15 protein-coding genes are annotated in these 19355 nt (G+C 58.5%); 7 read left to right on the top strand and 8 right to left on the bottom strand.

The features are described from left to right. Positions 1-156: 156 nt before the first annotated feature. On the bottom strand, positions 157-1293 hold the full coding sequence (locus tag BN32_RS08715) for an Mrp/NBP35 family ATP-binding protein (RefSeq protein WP_019197774.1): 1137 nt from the start codon (positions 1291-1293) through the stop codon (positions 157-159). 121 nt (positions 1294-1414) lie between these two features. On the opposite strand from BN32_RS08715, the gene BN32_RS08720 reads away from it, so the two are divergent. The 4 genes from BN32_RS08720 to BN32_RS08735 all read left to right on the top strand — a co-directional run bounded on the left by BN32_RS08720 (position 1415) and on the right by BN32_RS08735 (position 4971). Continuing rightward, entirely contained in the window at positions 1415-2332 is a 918-nt protein-coding gene (locus tag BN32_RS08720; RefSeq protein WP_082773416.1) for an NAD(P)-dependent oxidoreductase, read from the top strand. Between the two features lie 238 nt (positions 2333-2570). Next, positions 2571-4166, top strand: a complete 1596-nt coding sequence (locus BN32_RS08725; protein ID WP_019197776.1) for a sensor histidine kinase — start codon at positions 2571-2573, stop codon at positions 4164-4166. A 42-nt stretch (positions 4167-4208) separates the two neighbouring features. Next, positions 4209-4439 carry a DUF1289 domain-containing protein gene (locus BN32_RS08730; RefSeq protein WP_019197777.1) on the top strand — a complete coding sequence of 77 codons (231 nt, stop codon included), beginning with the start codon at positions 4209-4211 and terminating at the stop codon, positions 4437-4439. Between the two features lie 16 nt (positions 4440-4455). Next, positions 4456-4971: a TIGR02281 family clan AA aspartic protease gene (locus BN32_RS08735; protein ID WP_019197778.1), complete on the top strand. Its 516-nt coding sequence runs from the start codon at positions 4456-4458 to the stop codon at positions 4969-4971. A 1-nt stretch (position 4972) separates the two neighbouring features. Here the strand turns inward: BN32_RS08735 and dusA are convergent, their stop codons facing one another. Next, positions 4973-6007: a tRNA dihydrouridine(20/20a) synthase DusA gene (gene dusA / locus BN32_RS08740; protein ID WP_082773417.1), complete on the bottom strand. Its 1035-nt coding sequence runs from the start codon at positions 6005-6007 to the stop codon at positions 4973-4975. 240 nt (positions 6008-6247) lie between these two features. On the opposite strand from dusA, the gene BN32_RS08745 reads away from it, so the two are divergent. Beyond that, the gene (locus tag BN32_RS08745; protein WP_019197780.1) at positions 6248-7483 is read left to right on the top strand and encodes an MFS transporter; all 1236 of its coding nucleotides are present in this window, start codon (positions 6248-6250) and stop codon (positions 7481-7483) included. Positions 7484-7510: 27 nt separating this feature from the next. Here BN32_RS08745 and BN32_RS08750 read toward each other — a convergent pair whose 3' ends face one another. The 5 genes from BN32_RS08750 to BN32_RS08770 all read right to left on the bottom strand — a co-directional run bounded on the left by BN32_RS08750 (position 7511) and on the right by BN32_RS08770 (position 13982). Further along, the gene (locus BN32_RS08750; protein ID WP_019197781.1) at positions 7511-9133 is read right to left on the bottom strand and encodes an ABC-F family ATP-binding cassette domain-containing protein; all 1623 of its coding nucleotides are present in this window, start codon (positions 9131-9133) and stop codon (positions 7511-7513) included. Between the two features lie 103 nt (positions 9134-9236). Then, complete coding sequence (locus BN32_RS08755) at positions 9237-11831, bottom strand: putative Ig domain-containing protein (RefSeq protein ID WP_019197782.1); 2595 nt, start codon at positions 11829-11831, stop codon at positions 9237-9239. 91 nt (positions 11832-11922) lie between these two features. Next, positions 11923-12150: a hypothetical protein gene (locus BN32_RS08760; protein WP_019197783.1), complete on the bottom strand. Its 228-nt coding sequence runs from the start codon at positions 12148-12150 to the stop codon at positions 11923-11925. Positions 12151-12279: 129 nt separating this feature from the next. Then, complete coding sequence (locus BN32_RS08765; RefSeq protein ID WP_040425589.1) at positions 12280-12963, bottom strand: hypothetical protein; 684 nt, start codon at positions 12961-12963, stop codon at positions 12280-12282. Positions 12964-13370: 407 nt separating this feature from the next. After that, positions 13371-13982 carry a hypothetical protein gene (locus BN32_RS08770; protein WP_019197786.1) on the bottom strand — a complete coding sequence of 204 codons (612 nt, stop codon included), beginning with the start codon at positions 13980-13982 and terminating at the stop codon, positions 13371-13373. Between the two features lie 132 nt (positions 13983-14114). Between BN32_RS08770 and BN32_RS08775 the strand changes: the two genes are divergently transcribed. After that, positions 14115-14534, top strand: coding sequence for a hypothetical protein (locus BN32_RS08775; RefSeq protein ID WP_156946957.1), 420 nt, complete (start codon positions 14115-14117; stop codon positions 14532-14534). 375 nt (positions 14535-14909) lie between these two features. Next, positions 14910-15956: a LuxR C-terminal-related transcriptional regulator gene (locus tag BN32_RS08780; RefSeq protein WP_040425590.1), complete on the top strand. Its 1047-nt coding sequence runs from the start codon at positions 14910-14912 to the stop codon at positions 15954-15956. A gap of 49 nt (positions 15957-16005) precedes the next feature. Here the strand turns inward: BN32_RS08780 and BN32_RS08785 are convergent, their stop codons facing one another. Next, on the bottom strand, positions 16006-19326 hold the full coding sequence (locus BN32_RS08785; RefSeq protein ID WP_019197789.1) for a carboxyl transferase domain-containing protein: 3321 nt from the start codon (positions 19324-19326) through the stop codon (positions 16006-16008). Between the last annotated feature and the right edge of the window lie 29 nt (positions 19327-19355).

Genomic DNA, 19355 nt, shown 5'->3' on the forward strand with positions numbered 1-19355 from the left:
CATCTCCTTTTGGGGTGTTTCTTTTTGAAACCCTCTGAGCGGGTCTCTAGCACGGAAGTCGATGGGCGGAAAATGCAGGAACATGGCTTCCTGCGGGCATTCAACCAAAGTCGAATAGGGCCTCAAATCACCATAAAACGGGGTATTCTGAGGACGTCAGATGACAGCCGCCGCGCCCGCAAGCTGCTTTTTGATTTCCGCGCCAATGGCGCGGTAAATTCTTGCGTGAACGCCGTCGGGCTCACTGTTGACCACCGGCGTGCCGGCATCCGACGACGTCCGGATCGACATGTGCAGCGGAATTTCACCCAGAAACGGCACCTTGAGCCGTTCAGCCTCATGTCGGGCCCCGCCATGTCCGAAGATATCGGAGCGCGTGCCACATTCCGGACATTGGAAATAACTCATGTTCTCGATGATACCGAGTGTCGGCACGTTGACCTTGTGAAACATGGCGATCCCCCGCCGCGCATCGATCAGGGCAAGATCCTGTGGTGTAGAAACGATCACCACGCCCCGGAGCGGCACCTGCTGGGCAAGCGTCAGTTGAGCATCCCCCGTACCGGGCGGCATATCCACCACAAGGACGTCCAGTTCGCCCCAAGCGACATCCCACAGCATCTGCCGGATCGCGGACATGACCATCGGTCCGCGCCAGACCATCGCGGTCTCTTCCTCGACCAGAAAACCGATCGACATCAGCGGCAGCCCGAAGCGCACAATCGGGATCATCTTCTTGGCGTCGTTAAGTGTCGGCTTTTCGCGCACCCCGGTCAGGCGCGGCACCGACGGACCGTAAATATCGGCATCAAGAAGACCAACGCGCAGGCCAAGATCACGGAGCGCCAGGGCAAGGTTGAGTGCAGTGGTTGATTTGCCAACCCCACCCTTGCCGGACGCCACCGCGATGATGGAACCGATGCCTGGAATCGAGGCTTGTTTGCCCATCGGGGAATCCGCCGGTGCGCCCTGAGGCCTGTGCTGCGCCACTGGCTTCACACCAAGCGAGTGCGAATGTTGGTGCGGCGCCGGAGCTGCCGCACCCGGCTTGCGCTCGGCTGTCAACGCGATCATCGCGGTGGTGACGCCGGGAATCGCTCGAACCGCCGCCTCCGCTTTGGCGCGGACCTCTTCCCACGCCCTCGCCTCGTTGGCATCGACGTTGATCGAGAAGAAAACCTTGCCGTCTGAGGCGATAATTTCCGAGAGCACCTTCGCTTCGGTCAGCGATACACCGCGCGGCGAAGCTATGTTGTGAAGAACCGCGAGAACTTGAGTTTTATCGACTGCCACAACGCATCTCCCGCACACGGCCCAGTTGGACCCACGCTCGCTGGCTTTCATACGCGTGTCACTTGTGCCGTCAACGGCCTTGCAAGGCCGTCCATCATTCGCATAGCTGTTGCCATCCCACATGCCGGGAAATCCGGCCGAAGCACACCAACAATCCAAAGAGCAAGATATGGCAAAAGTCGCATTTCTCGGCCTCGGCGTCATGGGATTCCCAATGGCGGGACACCTGGCCACCAAAGGCGGCCATGAGGTGACCGTCTACAATCGCACCGCCACGAAATCGAAAGCATGGGCCGAGAAATTCGGCGGCCGCGCCGCTCCGACACCGAAGGCGGCTGCGGAAGGCCAGGATTTCGTTATGGCCTGCGTCGGCAATGATGACGATCTGCGCGCCGTAACCATGGGGGCCGACGGAGCGTTTTCGGGTATGAAGTCCGACGCCGTTTTTGTCGATCACACCACGGCATCGGCCGAAGTCGCTCGGCAACTTGATGCTGAGGCCACTAAGCATGGCTTCCAGTTCATTGACGCGCCGGTTTCCGGCGGTCAGGCCGGCGCGGAAAACGGCGTGCTGACCGTGATGTGCGGCGGCACAGAAGCCGCTTACAAACAGGCAGAGCCCGTGATCGCTTCATATGCCCGGATGTGCAATCTGCTCGGCCCCGCCGGCTCCGGCCAGCTCACCAAGATGGTCAACCAGATTTGCATCGCCGGCCTCATCGAAGGCCTGTCGGAGGGTATTCATTTCGCCAAGAAAGCCGGCCTCAATGTCCAGGCCGTGATCGACACCATCTCGAAGGGTGCCGCGCAGTCCTGGCAAATGGAAAATCGCTACAAGACCATGAACGAGGGCAAGTTCGATTTCGGGTTCGCGGTTGAATGGATGCGAAAGGATCTCTCGATCTGCCTCGCGGAGGCCCGCCGCAACGGCGCGAGCCTGCCGGTGACCGCGCTGGTGGACAACTTCTACTCTGAGGTCGAGAAGATGGGCGGCAAGCGCTGGGACACATCGAGCCTGCTAGCGCGGCTCCAGCGATAATATCAATTCCCGTGAGGGGCGAGATATGAGGCGGCGCGGTATCCCGTGCCGCCGTTTTCGGTTGTGGCCTTGACATGCGCGGACAGGGGTACAGACAGCACCGAAATTCATACTTTCTTAACCCGAATAAATTGACCTTTAAGCCACCTCTTAATGATTTAGCGCGAGAAATAGCGAGCAGCAGTATGCGCTCGGCCAAGCGCAACATTCGCATTTGTTCAGGATTTGTCGCGTAAATATGAGTGAGTCCGCCGACAAAAGAGAACTCTCCGCGACATCGGCGGAAATGCCGGCGAGAAACCGCCGGGCAGCTTCGCAACGCGTGCGCGAAGCGCGCGACCGCCTGACATCGACCAGCGGCACCCGGCCAGCTTTTGATCACGAATTGCTGCGGCAGTATGCGCAAACGCGCATCTCGGCCTCGCTTGTGGTCATTCTGCTCGTCGTCGCGACCGGCATTCTGGCGAGCTTCTGGATTCCTCTCGTCGCCGCGCTGGTCTGGACTGCCGGGATTCTCGCGATCCACGGCATCATTATTCGCTTCTGTTCGAAATTTCTTGCCGTTACATCGTCATCGCCCGCCATCACGCGGAAATGGCGCCTGCGCTTTGTGGGACTGGATCTGCTTTACGGCCTGGCATGGACGCTGGTCCTGATTCATCCATCAGGTATCGACGTCGTCTCAAATACTTTGATGCTTTTCGTGATGCTGTTGGTCATTGCGGTGTCGAGCATGCTGGCCGCAAGCCTGCCGATTGCGGCGCTCGCTGCGACTGTGCCGGTATCGGCAGCCATCGCCATGAACTTCGTTCTTCGCGGCACCTTCGACGACTATATTCTTGCAGCGCTCGCCGTCACGGCGGAGGGATACTTCGCCCTGCTCGCTCACCGCTTGCATTCGACGACCCTTGCGACACTCGAGGCGCGCGCCGAAAAGGACGCGCTGATCGGCGAACTGGAACAGGCCAAGGCGATCTCCGACGAGGCGCGCCATCGCGCCGAATCCGCCAACGTTTCGAAGTCGCGCTTCCTCGCCCAGATGAGCCACGAACTGCGCACCCCGCTTAACGCCATTCTCGGTTTTTCCGAAGTGATGAAGAGTGAAATCTTCGGGGCGCATGCCGTCGAGGTTTACAAGGACTATTCCGCAGATATTCACAACTCCGGTGTTCATCTGCTGAATCTCATCAATGAGATTCTGGATCTGTCGCGAATCGAGGCCGGGCGTTACGAACTCAATGAAGAACCGGTCTCGCTCGTTCATGTCGTCGCGGACTGTCATCACCTGCTGAAACTGCGCGCGTCGAGCCGCGGCATCACCATTCACGAGGTCTTCGAGCAGGACATGCCGAAGTTGTGGGGCGACGAACGCGCCACGCGGCAGGTCGTCCTCAACCTGCTGTCGAACTCGATCAAATTTACGCCGCCCGGCGGCGAGATTTGGCTCAAGGTCGGCTGGACTGCATCGGGCGGACAATATCTCAGCGTCAAGGACACCGGCTCCGGCATCGCCGAGGACGAGATTCCGGTCGTGCTTGCATCGTTCGGTCAGGGATCGAACTCGATCAAGTCCGCAGAACAAGGCGCGGGACTCGGCCTTCCGATTGCCAAAAGCCTCATCGATATGCACGGCGGCACGTTCACGCTCAAATCGACCCTTCGTGTCGGAACTGAGGTGATCGTCACTTATCCACCGGAGCGCGTGATGACGGCCCTCGCTCCGATGCGGGACGACTCTCCACCGCTGCAGCCCGACCGGCCGCCGGAAGGAATGACCGGCGACAAGAGCCGCCCCCGTTACAAGCCTATCATGAACGCGGGAACGGGCCTCTAGAGCACCTTGCGCGAGCGATGAAAATGCCCATCAGTAACGTCTATGAAACAAGAAACGACACCGAAACAAGAAACGCCTTGCATCGCCGTGTGTTTCATCGATCCAAGGGCCAAGCTCTGTCTGGGCTGCGGGCGCACTCTGCCCGAGATCGCAAGCTGGCACAAAATGGACAATGGCCAACGTCTCGCCGTTATGGCGACATTGCACCAGCGCATGCTGGATGCCGGGCTGCCAATTCCGGCGCTGCCGCCCGGACGCCAGACTGGTTCCTGAACGCGACAGGTGCAGCATGATGCGCGGACTGATGATCATTGCCATCGTCGTATCGTCTGTCGGCTTTCTGCTCTCGATGTCCCATCCCGTCGCATTCGCCAGCATGAAGGGCGCGCTGATCCGCGCCACGGATCAAACCTTGAATGCGAAACCCGCACGCGCCGTGGAAATTGCACGCAGCGACAGCGGTGAGTTTTCATTGCGGGCAAAGATCAACGGCGTGAGCACGCCAATGGTGATCGACACCGGTGCAACCTCCGTGGTCCTGACCTATGAGACCGCGAAGGCTGCCGGCTTGCCACTGGAACTGCTGGACTACAGCGTGGACGTCGAAACCGCAGGCGGCCGCGTTCGCGCCGCGCGGCTGACGCTCGATCGCCTCTCTATTGGCAAACTGGTCGAGCGTTCGGTGCCCGCACTGGTGGTACCGCGCGGCCAGATGAAATCAAATCTGCTCGGCATGAGCTTCCTGAACCGGCTGGAAAGTTGGGAAGTGCGGCCCGACAAGCTAATGCTGCGTGGATATCCGTAGTTCAGGCTGCGATTGACGCGGACGCATTCGGATCGACGAGATCAAGCGCCGCTCGCAGCGATGCCGTACCCGCACCAGCCTTAGTGCAGTTCTCTGCTAGATAACGGCGAAATGCCCGCGCACCGGGCACGCCGTGAAACGCGCCGACCAGATGGCGCGTGATGGAATGAAGTCGGGTCCCTGCTGCGAGCTCACGCTCGATGTAAGGCATCAACGCCGCGATGGCGTCATGCATCGTCGCATGCGGAGCTGACTCTCCAAACAGTTCCGGATCGACGCCAAGTAGCCGCCACGGCTCATGATAGGCCGCACGGCCGAGCATGACGCCATCGACATGATCGAGATGCGCTTTCGCGGCGGCGATGGAGGTGATGCCGCCGTTGATGACGACCGGCACATCGGGCAACGCCGCCTTGAGGCGGTAGACCCGATCGTAATCGAGCGGTGGGATGTCGCGGTTTTCCTTCGGCGACAATCCGTTGAGCCACGCCTTGCGGGCATGAACCACCAGCGCATCCGAGCCTGCTGCGATCACAGTCCGGCTCAGTGTGTCCAGCGCCACTTCAGGGTCCTGATCGTCGATACCGATGCGGCACTTCACCGTGACCGGAATTTTGACAGCCTGCTTCATCGCGGCAACGCATTCCGCCACAAGTTGCGGCTCCGCCATCAGGCAAGCGCCAAAATTTCCACCCTTTACGCGATCCGACGGACAGCCGACGTTGAGATTGATTTCGTCGTAGCCAAATCCCTCGCCGATCCGTGCACTTTCGGCGAGGTCACGCGGGTTCGAACCGCCGAGCTGAAGCGCTACGGGATGCTCGCTGGCATCGAAGCCCAGCAACCGCTCGCGATTGCCATGAATGACCGCGCCCGTAGTCACCATCTCGGTATAGAGCCGGGCATGGCGCGACAGCAGGCGGTGAAATACTCGGCAATGAGTATCCGACCAGTCCATCATCGGCGCGATAGAGAAAATATGATTATATTTCAATATATTAGCTCGTTGCCTATTAGGCACCTGACCGAGCGCCATCCGTTGCAAATTACCCGCTTTCAGTGGCGCAGCTCAAGTCATGCGGGGGAATCCGGGACCGTTATTGTACGCCAAGCGACCAAAGTTTCGAAGCTTATGTACGACTCACACGCAATCGACTTGCGACTTCCTGCTCTGCTCCGGCGCTTCTTGACAGTATCATATTCCGGCCTCAATCCAGTTACGCAAGCCGTCAAACGGGTGAAGCAAAAAACATAACAATAAGGGAAACGCCACGTCATGACTGCGCTGCGAGCACTCCGCCCGGTTTTCCCGATTCTGCTCGGCGCATCCTTGATGCTCACCCTGAGCATGGGTATCAGGCAGAGCCTCGGCATTTTCATGCAACCGCTGACACGGGATGTTGGCATCTCGATCTCCGAGTTTACGCTGGCCATCGCAATCCAGAACCTGGCGTGGGGCTTCACGCAGCCGATTGCAGGTGCCTATGCAGCGCGCTTCGGATTTCGGCCCATCATGCTGATCGGCGCGGGACTTTACATTGCCGGCCTCATTCTCATGGCGAGCGCTCAGGGCCTTCTCAGCATCATGATCGGCGCCGGCATCCTGATCGGCACATCGCTGTCCTGTATCGCTTCGTCGGTGAGCATGGCGGTGGCGGCACGTGCCGTTCCGGCACCATCGCGCAGTCTGGTCCTCGGCATCGTATCGGCCGCGGGATCGCTGGGTGCACTGATCGCGGCGCCGCTTGGTCAGGCACTGAGTCAGGAATATGGCTGGCGCTTTGGCGTTGCCGGTTTCGTAATCCTGTCGCTGGCGCTGATCCCCGCAACATGGTTTGCCGGAAAAGTGGACAAGGTCCCGCTTCCCGCGACGACATCAACTGATATGGATAATATTTCCGCGAAAACCGCGGCCGGCCGCGCATTCGGAAACGCCTCCTTCATCGTGATGACGGGGGCGTATTTCGTCTGCGGAATGCAGCTCGTGTTTCTCACGACACACCTTCCAACCTATCTCGCAATCTGTGGCATGGACCCGATGTTGAGCGCCCAGACGCTCGGCGTGATCGGCGGATTCAACGTTATCGGCAGCCTGTTCTTCGGCTGGGCAGGCGGCAGATGGAATAAGCTCGCGCTGCTCGGCGGAATCTATTTTTCGCGGTCTCTCATTCTGGCGTGGTACTTCATGCAGACGCCGACGACCACGACGACACTGATCTTCGCGGCCTTGATGGGCTTTCTGTGGCTCGGCGTCGGCCCGCTGGTCGCAGGCGCAATCGTTGAGATGTTCGGACTGAAGTGGCAGGCGATGATCAGCGGCCTTGCATTCATGAGCCACCAACTCGGCAGCTTCCTCGGCGCGCTTGGCGGCGGCCTGATTTACGACTCGCTCGGCTCCTACACGCTGGCGTGGCAGGTCGGCGTCGCGATAGGTCTGACGGCTGGCATCATCCAGATTGCGTTTGCGCTGATACGCCCGTCCGAGCCACCGCTGGCTCTGCGAACGACATAGTCCAGAGCCGAACGACTTCAGGTAAGCTCAGCTACGCAGGCCGGGAGCCTCGTGGCCGGTACGTGCGACATACTCGGTATAGCCGCCGCCATACTGGTGAATGCCATCGGGCGTCAATTCCAGTACCCGGTTCGACAATGCGGCCAGGAAATGCCGGTCATGCGAAACGAACAGCATGGTGCCCTCATACTGCGATAGCGCTGTGATGAGCATTTCCTTCGTCGCCATATCGAGATGGTTGGTGGGCTCGTCCAGCACCAGGAAGTTGGGCGGGTCGAACAGCATCTTCGCCATGACAAGCCGCGCCTTCTCGCCGCCTGAAAGCACACGGCATCTCTTCTCGACATCGTCGCCCGAGAATCCGAAGCAGCCGGCCAACGCGCGTAGCGAACCCTGCCCCGCCTGAGGAAACGAGTACTCCAACTCTTCAAACACCGTGCGTTCGCCGTCGAGCAAATCCATCGCGTGCTGGGCGAAGTAGCCCAGCTTCACGCTACCTCCCACAGCCACCGTTCCGTCATCCGGCTCGGTCGAGCCAGTCACAAGCTTCAACAGTGTGGATTTTCCAGCGCCATTGATTCCCATCACGCACCAGCGCTCCCGGCGGCGGATCTGGAAGTCGAGCCCCTCGTAGATGCTCCGGCTGCCGTAGCCTTTGTGGACATTCTTGAGGCTTACAACATCCTCACCCGATCGCGGCGCCGGCAGGAAGTCGAAAGTAACCGTCTGGCGGCGTTTGGGCGGTTCGACCCGCTCGATCTTGTCCAGCTTCTTCACCCGGCTCTGGACCTGCGCGGCATGGGACGCACGCGCCTTGAAGCGCTCGATGAATTTGATTTCCTTGGCGAGCATCGCCTGCTGACGCTCGAATTGGGCCTGCTGCTGCTTTTCGCTCAGCGCACGCTGTTGTTCGTAGAATTCGTAGTTGCCGGAGTAGGACGTTAAGCCGCCACCGTCGATCTCCACCACCTTGGTAACGATGCGGTTCATGAACTCGCGGTCGTGCGACGTCATCAGCAGAACGCCCTCGTAGCCTTTCAGGAATTCTTCCAGCCAGATGAGGCTCTCCAGATCCAGATGGTTGCTCGGTTCGTCGAGCAGCATGGCATCGGGACGCATCAGGAGAATGCGGGCCAACGCCACGCGCATCTTCCAGCCACCCGACAATGCGCCGACGTCGCCGTCCATCATTTCTTGGCTGAAGCTGAGGCCCGCGAGGACTTCGCGCGCCCGGCCCTCAAGCGCATAGCCGTCAAGCTCCTCGAACCGATGCTGCACCTCGCCGTAGCGCTCGATGATGCTGTCCATCTCGTCTGCCCGATCCGGATCGGCCATGGCAGCTTCCAGTTCCTTCAGTTCCGTGGCGACGGCACTCACCGGGCCCGCACCGTCCATCACCTCGGACACCGCGCTGCGGCCAGACATCTCGCCAACATCCTGGCTGAAATAACCGATGGTCACACCCCGATCGACGGCGACCTGCCCTTCATCGGGTACTTCCCGGCCCGTAATCATCCGGAACAGCGTCGTCTTTCCTGCGCCGTTAGGGCCCACCAATCCGACTTTCTCTCCCCTCTGAAGGGCCGCGGACGCCTCAATAAAGAGAATCTGATGGCCATTTTGCTTGCTGATATTGTCGAGACGAATCATATGTGCACGGGACCCGGAACAAGGAGTTTCGGCCGTGCTTTAAGCCATGTGGCGCATCAACGGAAGGGTGTTCCGAGCCGCCGCGGCGCCTTCAAATATCCATCTAGGCCAGGTGAAAATCGCTTTGATGCGTATGAAGTTCCACCGATGAACTGAGCCGGGCACTCCCGTGTTCGTCATGGGCCGTGAAGAGGTCAAAGCTTGTCATCACATGGACAAGCGCTGCCACATCAGGCCCATCCCCCGACCCTGATCTGCCGGAAGGTGTCAGATCAGGGGCCGAGCGGACGGCGTGGTCTGTGTCGCGGCCCAGATCCGATCTAAAAACGAAGCTATCAGTACTCGAAACATCGCGCTGATGTCCGGAAGTGCCGCTCCAGTTGAATGTCACATTGAAGCTGGTCGAGAAAGAGTTATGACCATGGTGTGATGCATTCGTTTGACTTGAATATTCGGAAACCGCTCGCGACCCGCCCGCATTCTGGTCGGAGAATCCCGATCGATCAGAATCAAGGTCTGTTGGATCCGGCATGTAGGGCGACCCATGTGCACGCGCTCCGATCGCGCCGCTTTCATGCGCATTGTTCGACGATACCTCATATGAAACGTGTTCATTGGAAGACGACGAAGTCGCCTGTCTTGATGACGATGCCGAATTTTCATCCCTCGCCAGCGTGGACTCTCGGGAGCACTTTTCGTCGCAGCTGGCGACATCGGTCTTTCGTGCCTCGAATCTGTGATTGTCATGTTCCAAACCGCTGGAAGCAACATCGCTGTCGTCCCCCGTTACGTCAGGACGACCGTCCTTGTCCGCAACGAGGTTGTGATCCTGCGAAGCGGTCGCGCGGCTCGTTAAATCATCGTCAAACCCGTGATGATGGTGGTGGTGATGATTGTCCGCAATAACGAGATCGAACTCATCGACGGCCGTGGCATTATGCTCATCACTCGCGATAACCTTGATGTGAATCACAGATTCTTCACCCTTGGGCGGCGTTCCGGAAAACGTCATCGTCACCGGATCGAAGTCAAGCCAGTATGGAAGCGGATCGCCATTCGCCAATGTCGCGCGGTAAGTCAGAGTGTCGTTCGCGTCGAGATCGGCAAATACACCGGCCGCGATGACATAATCGAATCTGCAGCCCTCTCGCACCCGCTGATCCGGAATCGCGTGCTCCACCGTTGGCGCGTCGTTCAGTCCATTGATTGTCAGTGTCAGCGTTTCCGGAATAGCGGATGTTCCGGGCTGGCTCTCGAATCCGATCGTATAGATCGCCGATTCCCCAACGCCGAGAAATGCGAACTGACTCGCATCGTACGTCACGACGCCGGTAGCGGGATCAACATGCACCAAATTGGCGAGGTTGACGCCCTGAGGTGTCGGCACAGTGCTTTCCACGTTCGTAACAGTGCCGGTGCCTGGGACATAGCGTCCCGCCGATTCTTCGATAACTCGCCCGTCAACTGAGACCGTGACCTGACCGCTGATAGTAAAATTTCGTTCGACGGGTCCTTGCGACGCCTGTACATCCACGACGTTTGCCACTGCGATTGCGCGCACCACCGGAGCTGCGGGAGCCTCTGGAAAGATCAGGAGATCCTGCGCCGTTGCGATGGTCGGTATGAGGACAGCGCCGTTTGCCAGAGCGATCAGCGCAGGCACGCCGGACTCACTCCCCAGCGCGGCAAAGCTCCTAGTGGAATTTGCAAGCGGGTTCACACTGGAACCGGTCCGATCGTTTCCGGGGCCGTCCGGATTGTAGTTGGGATAGTAGATCTGAAAGACCTCCTGAATGAGGCTCTTCTCGCCCTGAATATCCGCGAGCGTTTTCAGCTGATCAACCGCTGAGACCGGCTGGCCCGCGCCGAGCGGCGAAACTACCGTCACAAGTCCGGCGTGCGATACCACGCGAATAAGATCGCCACTGACCTTGTCATAGAGATGAAACGATCCGACCTTTCCGTCCGGCTCCTTGAGCACAGAGAATTTGCTCGGTCCATCGTCCGCCGCGATCTCCACCATAATGGCGGTACCCCGAATACCCATCGTCGCGACAGGCGTTTCAACGCGCATATTTCCGTATTTGGCCGTGTGTCCGGCAACGAGGGTGATGGCTCCTTGCACGAGACTTAGAAGCGACGAGTTGGACGATCCGTTTGGATCATACGTCATCTCATCCAGAACAATACGCGCATTCGAAGCAAGGCCAAGGGCTGTACCATCGACGAAACTGATTCCAATCGTGGTATCAGCGCCCGTCTGGACAACGTCGCCCTTGAGAAGCCTGTCACCCTGCTTCAACTCAACGGGCACACCATTTCGGGTAACGACCGCAGTGCCGCCCACCTTGACAACATTGCCAACTGCGGCGACCGCGCCCGCGATCTGGTCTGCCTGGGCATATTGAACCCTTGCTGTCATCGCTTCGACGACTCGTCCCGAGAGGCTCGCTCCTTCTGGAGACATCAGCATCGAACGATGTTCACCCTTGAAATATTCCGGGATAGTGACGCTTGCCGTTTCGCGGGAAATAACGAGATCGACACCCAACCGGTCATAGCTTCCGGAAAATAGCAATTTAGCGTCGACAATTGCGGCAGCGCTGAAAGTTGCAGGACTTTCCGCGCCTTCCGGTCCAAATGTGAATCCATCCGAAACTACGGACTCGACAAAATTCTGCATACTGATCTTGCTCATGCGGGTTCTGGTGCCTCCGCTCGATACCATCCGTTGCTATAGCAACGCTGCTTCACCCTGTGCCATTACGCGATCAACGATATGCTTCCTTTCAATTTACTGCCATTTTTTCGGTTGGCGATTTCCGGCCTTTCCAAAGCGGAAACCAATGCGGCATTTCCGGTCTGCTTGTGAAACTTGAGCGCGGTGTAACGTAATCATCTTGCAGACTGCGGAAGGCCGACGGGTCGTAGTCGATACGGTCCCGCGCGGCATCATTTATGATCTGAAGATAGCCTGCGAAGTGCCAGACCATTTCGGTTATACCGCCGGGCACCATGGGAGCCTCCTATGTCAGGCTCAAGCGAGCGACGATCCTGCTGGGCGAGTCGCAAACTACAAATCGTTTCAACCTATGAAAAATCGAGGAAAACCCGCGCGGCGGATGCTGCGCGGGTTCTATTTCTGATCAGCCTACGCCGAGATCGTGACTGTCGGTCCAGCCATTACCAGCTGCATTCAGGGTGATGCTATTGAACTGGATGTTCGCGCCCAACGTGATGGTCTGGTTGAACGCGTCCTGAGAGAGCGCCGCGTCTGCACTTGCAATGACACCGCTCGCGCTATCACCAATGACGTCATCGATCTTCGAGTCCATCTTGGTGTCGCCGCCTTCGGACTTCGGATCCATATCGAATCCGCTTCCGCTGTAGGTAACGCTGGCGGTTGACGCGTCGTGATCGACAAGGTTGTTGACGTGATCGATGTTGAAGGCGCTACCGTCTCCCTCGAGCGTCTGGTTCACCACGTCCGGCATGATCACCGCGCCACGCACGTCGCTGAGGCATGGCAGGTCGATAACCGGGCTGCTCAGACCATCGGCTCTGAGATCAAGATCGACCTTGACGTCCACATCGACGTTGACCTTGTTATCGATGGTGTTCTCGATCTTGTTGTCGTTGCTGTTCCTGTTGTCATTGTCGTTCTCGCTCTTGAAATCAAGCGACTGAACCGCGAGCTGAGCTTGACCTTGGGCCTGTTCCTGCCCCTGAAGCTGCGCCTGCAAATTGGCTTGCTTCTGGTCTTGATCCTGATCCTGCTTCTGGTCTTGGTTGGGATCACTCTTTGGCTTGGGCTGATAACGCTGACCCATGACGAACTCCTATTGGGTAAGGAGCATCTCGTCGCCTCGAAAATCGCTGATCTTCTGCGTCTGCGATCGTCACTGCGTTGCGATGCGGTTGATGTCGGTCTCCCGACTGCGATCCCCTCGCAACTCTTTGCGAGACTTCGCATCGTCAGCGTTGCTTATGTGGAAGTCACGGAATAGCCGCACATTCGAGCACCTCCCGCAGCCTTAGGCATTACGGCGCAGTAACCGTTTGATGCTCTGAAGACAAAACCATAAGCCATGTGGCAGCCGCGCTAATCCTTTCGGCTAGCTCCATTCTCCAACCACGCGAGATTTTCTGAAACTTCAACCTGCGAAATGCTGCCTTGCCTGGCGCAACATAGAAACGCGGAATGAAATGAATTGTTTAGCAGCCTTTTTACCGAAGGTCATTTCTCAGCACCGCGCGGATTTGGCTGTCTTGCCCCCTCCCGGGACAGCACGGCGTTTGATTGCAGGTGAGCTTCAAGCCGTGGCAGAAAATCCCAAATGTCGCGATTGATACGGGTCATTTCTTTGATGGTCTTGAGCATGCTCTTCAGCCGCGCCTCATCCATCGGCTTCATCTCGCCGAACTGAAGACTGTTCTTGGTCTGCACAATTCGCATCGACTGGGTATGTGCTATCTGACCGCCGGCATCGACCGTGTACATGCAGTGATTGAATTCATTTCGAACATGCGTCGTTTCGTTGAACCGTTCGATGATCTTCGAAAGCGACCGGTCGAGAGCCCTATCCTTGATCATGATCTTCGACAGGCGCTGGATAAGATCGAGCCGCGCTCTGGTGGTGTTGAGCGTAGCAAATGTTAGTGCTGCAGACGCCTGGTCTGTTTTCAGCAAGATCATCAGAATATAGATGAAGAGGCTTTCATTGTTAGACCAGCTCGAAACCAGGTTTCCGATCAATGCCAGAATCAGCGTACGGCGATCAGCGGTTGCCGGCGCAGATGCGGCGAGCGCCTCGAAATCCGGCTTTGGTGGAAGCTGGCTGAGCACCATGAGACTGGTCTACCCCTAACTTGATCTGGAGCATTACGTGTCTTTGGATGTATGATCAGGCAGGTCATTGACCAACACAAGGGCAACGCATGCATTTTGGTCGTTTTTGGAACGACCGGATGGAGCGACAGCATGCTGCGCTGGATCGTTGACGTCTCCAGAGTCCGCAGAGCTCGCAAGGCGGCTTGCGCAGCGATCTCTCCCTTGATCGCAAGGAGCCGGCTCCGCCTGGGCGTTATCCCTGACGCCACATGGTCGAACCCCTATGTCGTAGGCTTCATGGTCATGCTGATTACGATCGCAGCCAAAACTGAAATCGGAAAGATCGAGGGTCAACCCCTGTGTCTCGTGCAAGCGGGAGCATGGCAGGACATCACCGGCCGCAGATCGGGCTTGATCGGCGAAGAAGTTCTTCTGCTGAACGCTGCACGAAATCGCGATTTCGAGATCGGCTGTCAGAACGCAATGACGCTGGGCTCTCATCGGCAGTTCAATTTTGACGCCTGGTCCCGGCACGGAATGGCAAGAACGCAATCTCGATCTACGCGATGACGGCGCCAGCATCATCTGGTCGGAGCGAGATGATATATCTGCACTTTAGGAACGATTCTTTGATGCGCATGTCGCAGTACATATTTCCGACATCGGAAGAGAGCTGGGCAAAACGCCCTTTGAATTCTCCTGAACGGAAACATTGATCCAGTCCAGATTTTCTTTGAAATGAGTTCCCGCCGGAATGGAACCAATAGGTTGTGCGACGCCACAAGCACGTCGGAAAAGCATCACAGGCTTGCAATAAACGCAGGGTGCCCTAAAGTTGGATGAATTATTTGAGCAGAAAATTACGAATTAAGCAGAGCCAACAGCGAAGCCAGCAGAGTCACGGAGAATCTCTCTAGTACGGAATATTACGAGTAAAGGTGTGTCATGAGTATCACCGGTTATTCGCATTCATTGCGACGAGGGCAAAAAAGTTTTGATCGTTTTCCAGAGCGATTGCCTCACAGTGAAATTGCATCTGATCACATTGATAAAGGTAGTAGCGATCCTCCCGCCGGACGCCCGCAATTCTCCGTATCGAATCAACCTGCACTGAACAGCCCTCGCCACCCCTCGCAGATCTTGTCTGACGAACTCCGTCTCAGTACGCGGGAAAATTGTTCGAACCCGCGCGGGATGAATGCCCAGAACAACCATCCCTCGGCGCAGCACCGCGTCAATATCAAGATCCCGACGAGAGCCAATGAGGTAACGCGCATCAATGGAACCGCGAGAACTGATGACCCGCTCGCCACCCCAAAACGGCCAGGGCTCGTTGTAATTCATCCGCGTGCTTTTTTCCGTGATTGCTTTGTTCGCTGCCTGGAGATTTCATACGAAAGCCATGACATCATGGCGTTCGCCAATATCTACACATGGAGGGCCTCGCCGGTGGAGAGCGCCGTACACCCTTCCATTGTCGTGTACTTCGTCGATGGCAACGACGCGTCGAGCGTCACCGATCTCCAGTTTCTTGAAGCCACCGCGATAGATACGCCTGTTGTCATTGTGTCGGATATCGACGACGTGAATTATGTCGTGCGCGCTCTTAAAGGCGGAGCGCGCGGATACATCCCGACAAGTCTGTCGTTCAATGTCGCCGTAGAGGCCGTGCGGCTGGTTGAAGCTGGCGGCACCTTCGTGCCTGTGAGCAGCCTGGCGATGGATCGCAGCAAACAAGAAGTTGCGGCAAGGACGGGCGATCTCCTGACCGAGCGACAAATGATGGTCGTCGAGGCGCTGTGTCAGGGGATGGCAAACAAGCAGATCGCTTATGAACTAGGCATGAGCGAACATACCGTTAAGGTTCACCTGCGCCACATCATGAGAAAGCTTCGGGCAAGGAACAGAACCGAGGTCGCTGTGTTGACCAAGGACTTTTTTGAAAGATCGAACGAGCAGAAGCGATTGGGTACGGACGACGGACCTCATTAGCTGTCCGTCTTCCTGGTCTATCGAAATCGTTTGCCGGAAATCTTGCCTCTTACCAGGTATCGATGCACGGGCGCTTGCGGTGCTCCCGCGGCGCTGGCTTTGGTACAGAACGAAGCCCCGCCATGATCCAGCTTCGCGTTTCGGCAGGATCAATTACGTTGTCGATTTCAAACACTGACGCGATCGAGGTGGCCTTGCCGTTGGCATACAGCTCGGCGACCTTCGCCTTGTAGTACTTCTCCCTTTCGGCCGGATCAGGGATCGCTTCCATTTCTTTCCGGAATCCGAGCCGGACGTAACCTTCCAGTCCCATCCCTCCGAACTCGCCGGTCGGCCACGCTGCCGTGAAGAACGACGCATGGAAACCACCGCCGATCATCGACTGCGCGCCGAGCCCGTAGCCCTTGCGGAGCACGATGCCGAACATCGGCACCGTGATGCTTGCGCCGGTCACGAACATGCGGGCGACGTGACGCACGATCGCGGTCTTTTCTGCTTCAGGCCCCACCATGAATCCCGGCGTGTCGCACAACGACACGATCGGAATGTCGAATGCATCGCAAAGCTGCAGGAAGCGCGCGGCCTTGTCGCCCGCGTCGGCGTCGATCGCACCGCCCAGATGCTTCGGATTGTTCGCGATCAGTCCGAAGGGCTTGCCCTCGACGCGAATGAACGCCGTGATCATGCCGACGCCAAAATCACGCCGGATCTCGAGAACGGATCCCTCGTCGGCGATCAAGTCGATCACAGAGCGGATGTCGTAGACGCGTAGCCGGTTCTCGGGGATCGCACGGCGCAGCAGGCGCTGCTCCGGCGCTCTCCAATCGGCAAGCGCACCCTGGAAATAAGACAGATACTTCTGCGCGGCGGTGGTCGCCTCTTCCTCGTCCTTGACCAGAATATCGACAACGCCATTTGGCGACTGGAACGATACCGGCCCGACTTCGGCGGGATGATAGACTCCGAGCCCCCCGCCTTCGATCATCGCCGGACCACCCATACCGATTGAGGCATTCTCGGTGGCGATGATAACGTCACAACAGCCGAGCATCGCGGCGTTACCGGCGAAACAATAGCCCGAGACCACGCCAACCACGGGCACGTGTCCCGAAAGCCGCGCGAACTGTACAAAGGACGGTCCGTCGAGGCCGGTCATGCCGAGCCGGTCGGTATCACCCGGCCGCCCGCCGCCGCCTTCGGCATAGAACACCAGCGGCATGCGCCATTGCTCGGCGAGCGCCAGCATCCGGTCGATCTTCTTGTGGTTCATATGGCCCTGGGTGCCAGCCAGCACGGTGTAATCGTACGAGATCACCATACAGCGGGCATCCTGCTCGCCGAGCTTGGCGGCATTCACCGTCGCGACACCGGCAACGAGACCGTCCGCCGGCGTGTTCTTGATGAGATCATCGAGCGCTCGCCGACGGCGCTGGCCGGCAATCGCCAGCGAGCCATATTCCATGAACGATCCCTCATCGACCAGCTGCGCGATATTCTCCCGCGCCGTCCTTTGATTGGTCTTGCGGCGGCGTTCCACCGACTGAGGACGGTTTTCGTCGAGCGTGTTGCCCTGACGCGCAATCATCTCGGCGAGGTCGGGGCGAATGTAGTCGAGATCAATCTCCGCCTCCTCCACGGCCACGCGCTCGTCCATCTCCACCGGCTCAATGTAGAGAATGGCCTCACCCTGCATCAGCGTGGTGCCGTCAGTCACCGCGATCCTGGTGACTTTGCCGCCCTGCTGCGCGGTGACCAGATGCTCCATCTTCATCGATTCAATGATCGCAAGCTGCTGTCCGGGATGAACCACGTCGCCCTCGGCCACGGGAATTGCGACCACCGTGCCCTGCAGTGGCGCCGATACCGGCACCGAGCCAGCGGGCGCTACCCCTACAGTATCCTTCTTCGTTGAGACGGCGGCGTCCGCACCAACACTGCTGGGGGAGAAAAACAGCGGTGGCGCTGTTTCCCGGGCAGCACCAACCAGCGCAGCAACATTGGTATCGACGAAATTCGTACTGATCTTGTTGGCGATGAAATCCGGGTTCGCCAACATGGCCTGCATGAAGGGAACGTTTGTGGCGACGCCGTCGATGCGGAATTCGCGCAATGTGCGCGCTGCTTTCGTTACAACATCCGGCCAGCGCGCGGACGGCGCATGGACAATCACCTTGGCCAGCAGCGAGTCGAAGGCCGCGCTGGTCTTGTAGCCCGCGTAGCCGAACGTATCGACGCGGACCCCGGGGCCGGACGGCGGCTCGAACACCGCCAGCACGCCGCCGGTCGGTTTCGTCGCGCCGTTCTCGTCCATGACTTCCATGTTGATGCGCAATTGCATCGCATAGCCGCGAGGTGCGGGAACGGCGGATTGCGCCAATCCGAGCGAATCCAGCGTTACACCATCAGCGACCGCCAGCTGCGACTTCACGAGATCAACGCCGAGCACTTCCTCCGTAACGGTGTGCTCAACCTGAAGCCGCGGGTTGGCTTCGATGAAAGCAAAGGCGCCCTCGCCCTCTCCAGCTTCGCCATCCACCAGAAATTCGAAGGTGCCAAGGCTGTCATAGTTGGCGGCGGCAGCCAGTTGCCTCGCCGCATCGAGGATACGCGCGCGAAGGCCGTCGCTCAGGGAGGGACTTGGTGCGACCTCGATTAGCTTTTGATTGCGGCGCTGGATCGTGCACTCGCGCTCCCACAAATGACTGATTGCACCATGCCGGTCACCGATGATCTGCACCTCGATATGCCGCGCCTTGCGGATGAGCCGCTCGACGTAGACACCATCGCTGCCAAACGCCGCCTTCGCCTCGGACTGGCAGCGCGCATAGGCTTCCGCCAGATCGGATGCATTCTCGACGGCGCGCATGCCGCGGCCGCCGCCACCGGCCATCGCCTTGACCATGACCGCGCCGCTCTTGCCAAGCGAAGCGAAGAAGGTTTTCGCCTCATCCAGCGTGGTCGGACCGACAGTGCCCTCGATCACAGGGACGTTACAGCGCTTTGCGAGCGCCTTCGCCGCGACCTTGTCTCCGAACAGTTCGAGCGCAGCGGGCGACGGACCGACGAAGACGATCCCCTCCTCCGCGCATCGCCGCGCAAGCACAGCGTTCTCACTGAGAAAGCCGTAACCCGGATGCAACGCGTCGCATCCAGTGGATTTTGCCGCCGAGATTACGCTTTCAATATCGAGATAGGCCCGCGCGCCTCTTCCCGGAATTTCGCAGGCCTTGTCCGCGGCGCGCACGTGAAGCGACAACGCGTCGTCAGCCGGATAGATCGCGACCGTGGTGAGGCCCGCGTCCGCGGCGGCGCGCGCGATACGAATGGCGATCTCGCCGCGGTTGGCGATCAGCAACTTGCGAAAGGACATAACACTCTCCGTCAGGGAACAACGTCTAT

The sequence above is a fragment of the Afipia birgiae 34632 genome (assembly GCF_000308295.2).
Classification (GTDB): Bacteria; Pseudomonadota; Alphaproteobacteria; order Rhizobiales; family Xanthobacteraceae; genus Afipia; species Afipia birgiae.

Excerpts from the sequence above, each read along its gene's own strand:
- BN32_RS08720 (WP_082773416.1), top strand. The coding sequence starts at position 1,415 with ATGCCGGGAAATCCGGCCGAAGCACACCAACAATCCAAAGAGCAAGAT.
- BN32_RS08725 (WP_019197776.1), top strand. The coding sequence starts at position 2,571 with ATGAGTGAGTCCGCCGACAAAAGAGAACTCTCCGCGACATCGGCGGAA.
- BN32_RS08730 (WP_019197777.1), top strand. The coding sequence starts at position 4,209 with ATGAAACAAGAAACGACACCGAAACAAGAAACGCCTTGCATCGCCGTG.
- BN32_RS08735 (WP_019197778.1), top strand. The coding sequence starts at position 4,456 with ATGATGCGCGGACTGATGATCATTGCCATCGTCGTATCGTCTGTCGGC.
- dusA (WP_082773417.1), bottom strand. The coding sequence starts at position 6,007 with ATGGCGCTCGGTCAGGTGCCTAATAGGCAACGAGCTAATATATTGAAA.
- BN32_RS08745 (WP_019197780.1), top strand. The coding sequence starts at position 6,248 with ATGACTGCGCTGCGAGCACTCCGCCCGGTTTTCCCGATTCTGCTCGGC.
- BN32_RS08750 (WP_019197781.1), bottom strand. The coding sequence starts at position 9,133 with ATGATTCGTCTCGACAATATCAGCAAGCAAAATGGCCATCAGATTCTC.
- BN32_RS08755 (WP_019197782.1), bottom strand. The coding sequence starts at position 11,831 with ATGAGCAAGATCAGTATGCAGAATTTTGTCGAGTCCGTAGTTTCGGAT.
- BN32_RS08760 (WP_019197783.1), bottom strand. The coding sequence starts at position 12,150 with ATGGTGCCCGGCGGTATAACCGAAATGGTCTGGCACTTCGCAGGCTAT.
- BN32_RS08765 (WP_040425589.1), bottom strand. The coding sequence starts at position 12,963 with ATGGGTCAGCGTTATCAGCCCAAGCCAAAGAGTGATCCCAACCAAGAC.
- BN32_RS08770 (WP_019197786.1), bottom strand. The coding sequence starts at position 13,982 with ATGGTGCTCAGCCAGCTTCCACCAAAGCCGGATTTCGAGGCGCTCGCC.
- BN32_RS08775 (WP_156946957.1), top strand. The coding sequence starts at position 14,115 with ATGCTGCGCTGGATCGTTGACGTCTCCAGAGTCCGCAGAGCTCGCAAG.
- BN32_RS08780 (WP_040425590.1), top strand. The coding sequence starts at position 14,910 with ATGAGTATCACCGGTTATTCGCATTCATTGCGACGAGGGCAAAAAAGT.
- BN32_RS08785 (WP_019197789.1), bottom strand. The coding sequence starts at position 19,326 with ATGTCCTTTCGCAAGTTGCTGATCGCCAACCGCGGCGAGATCGCCATT.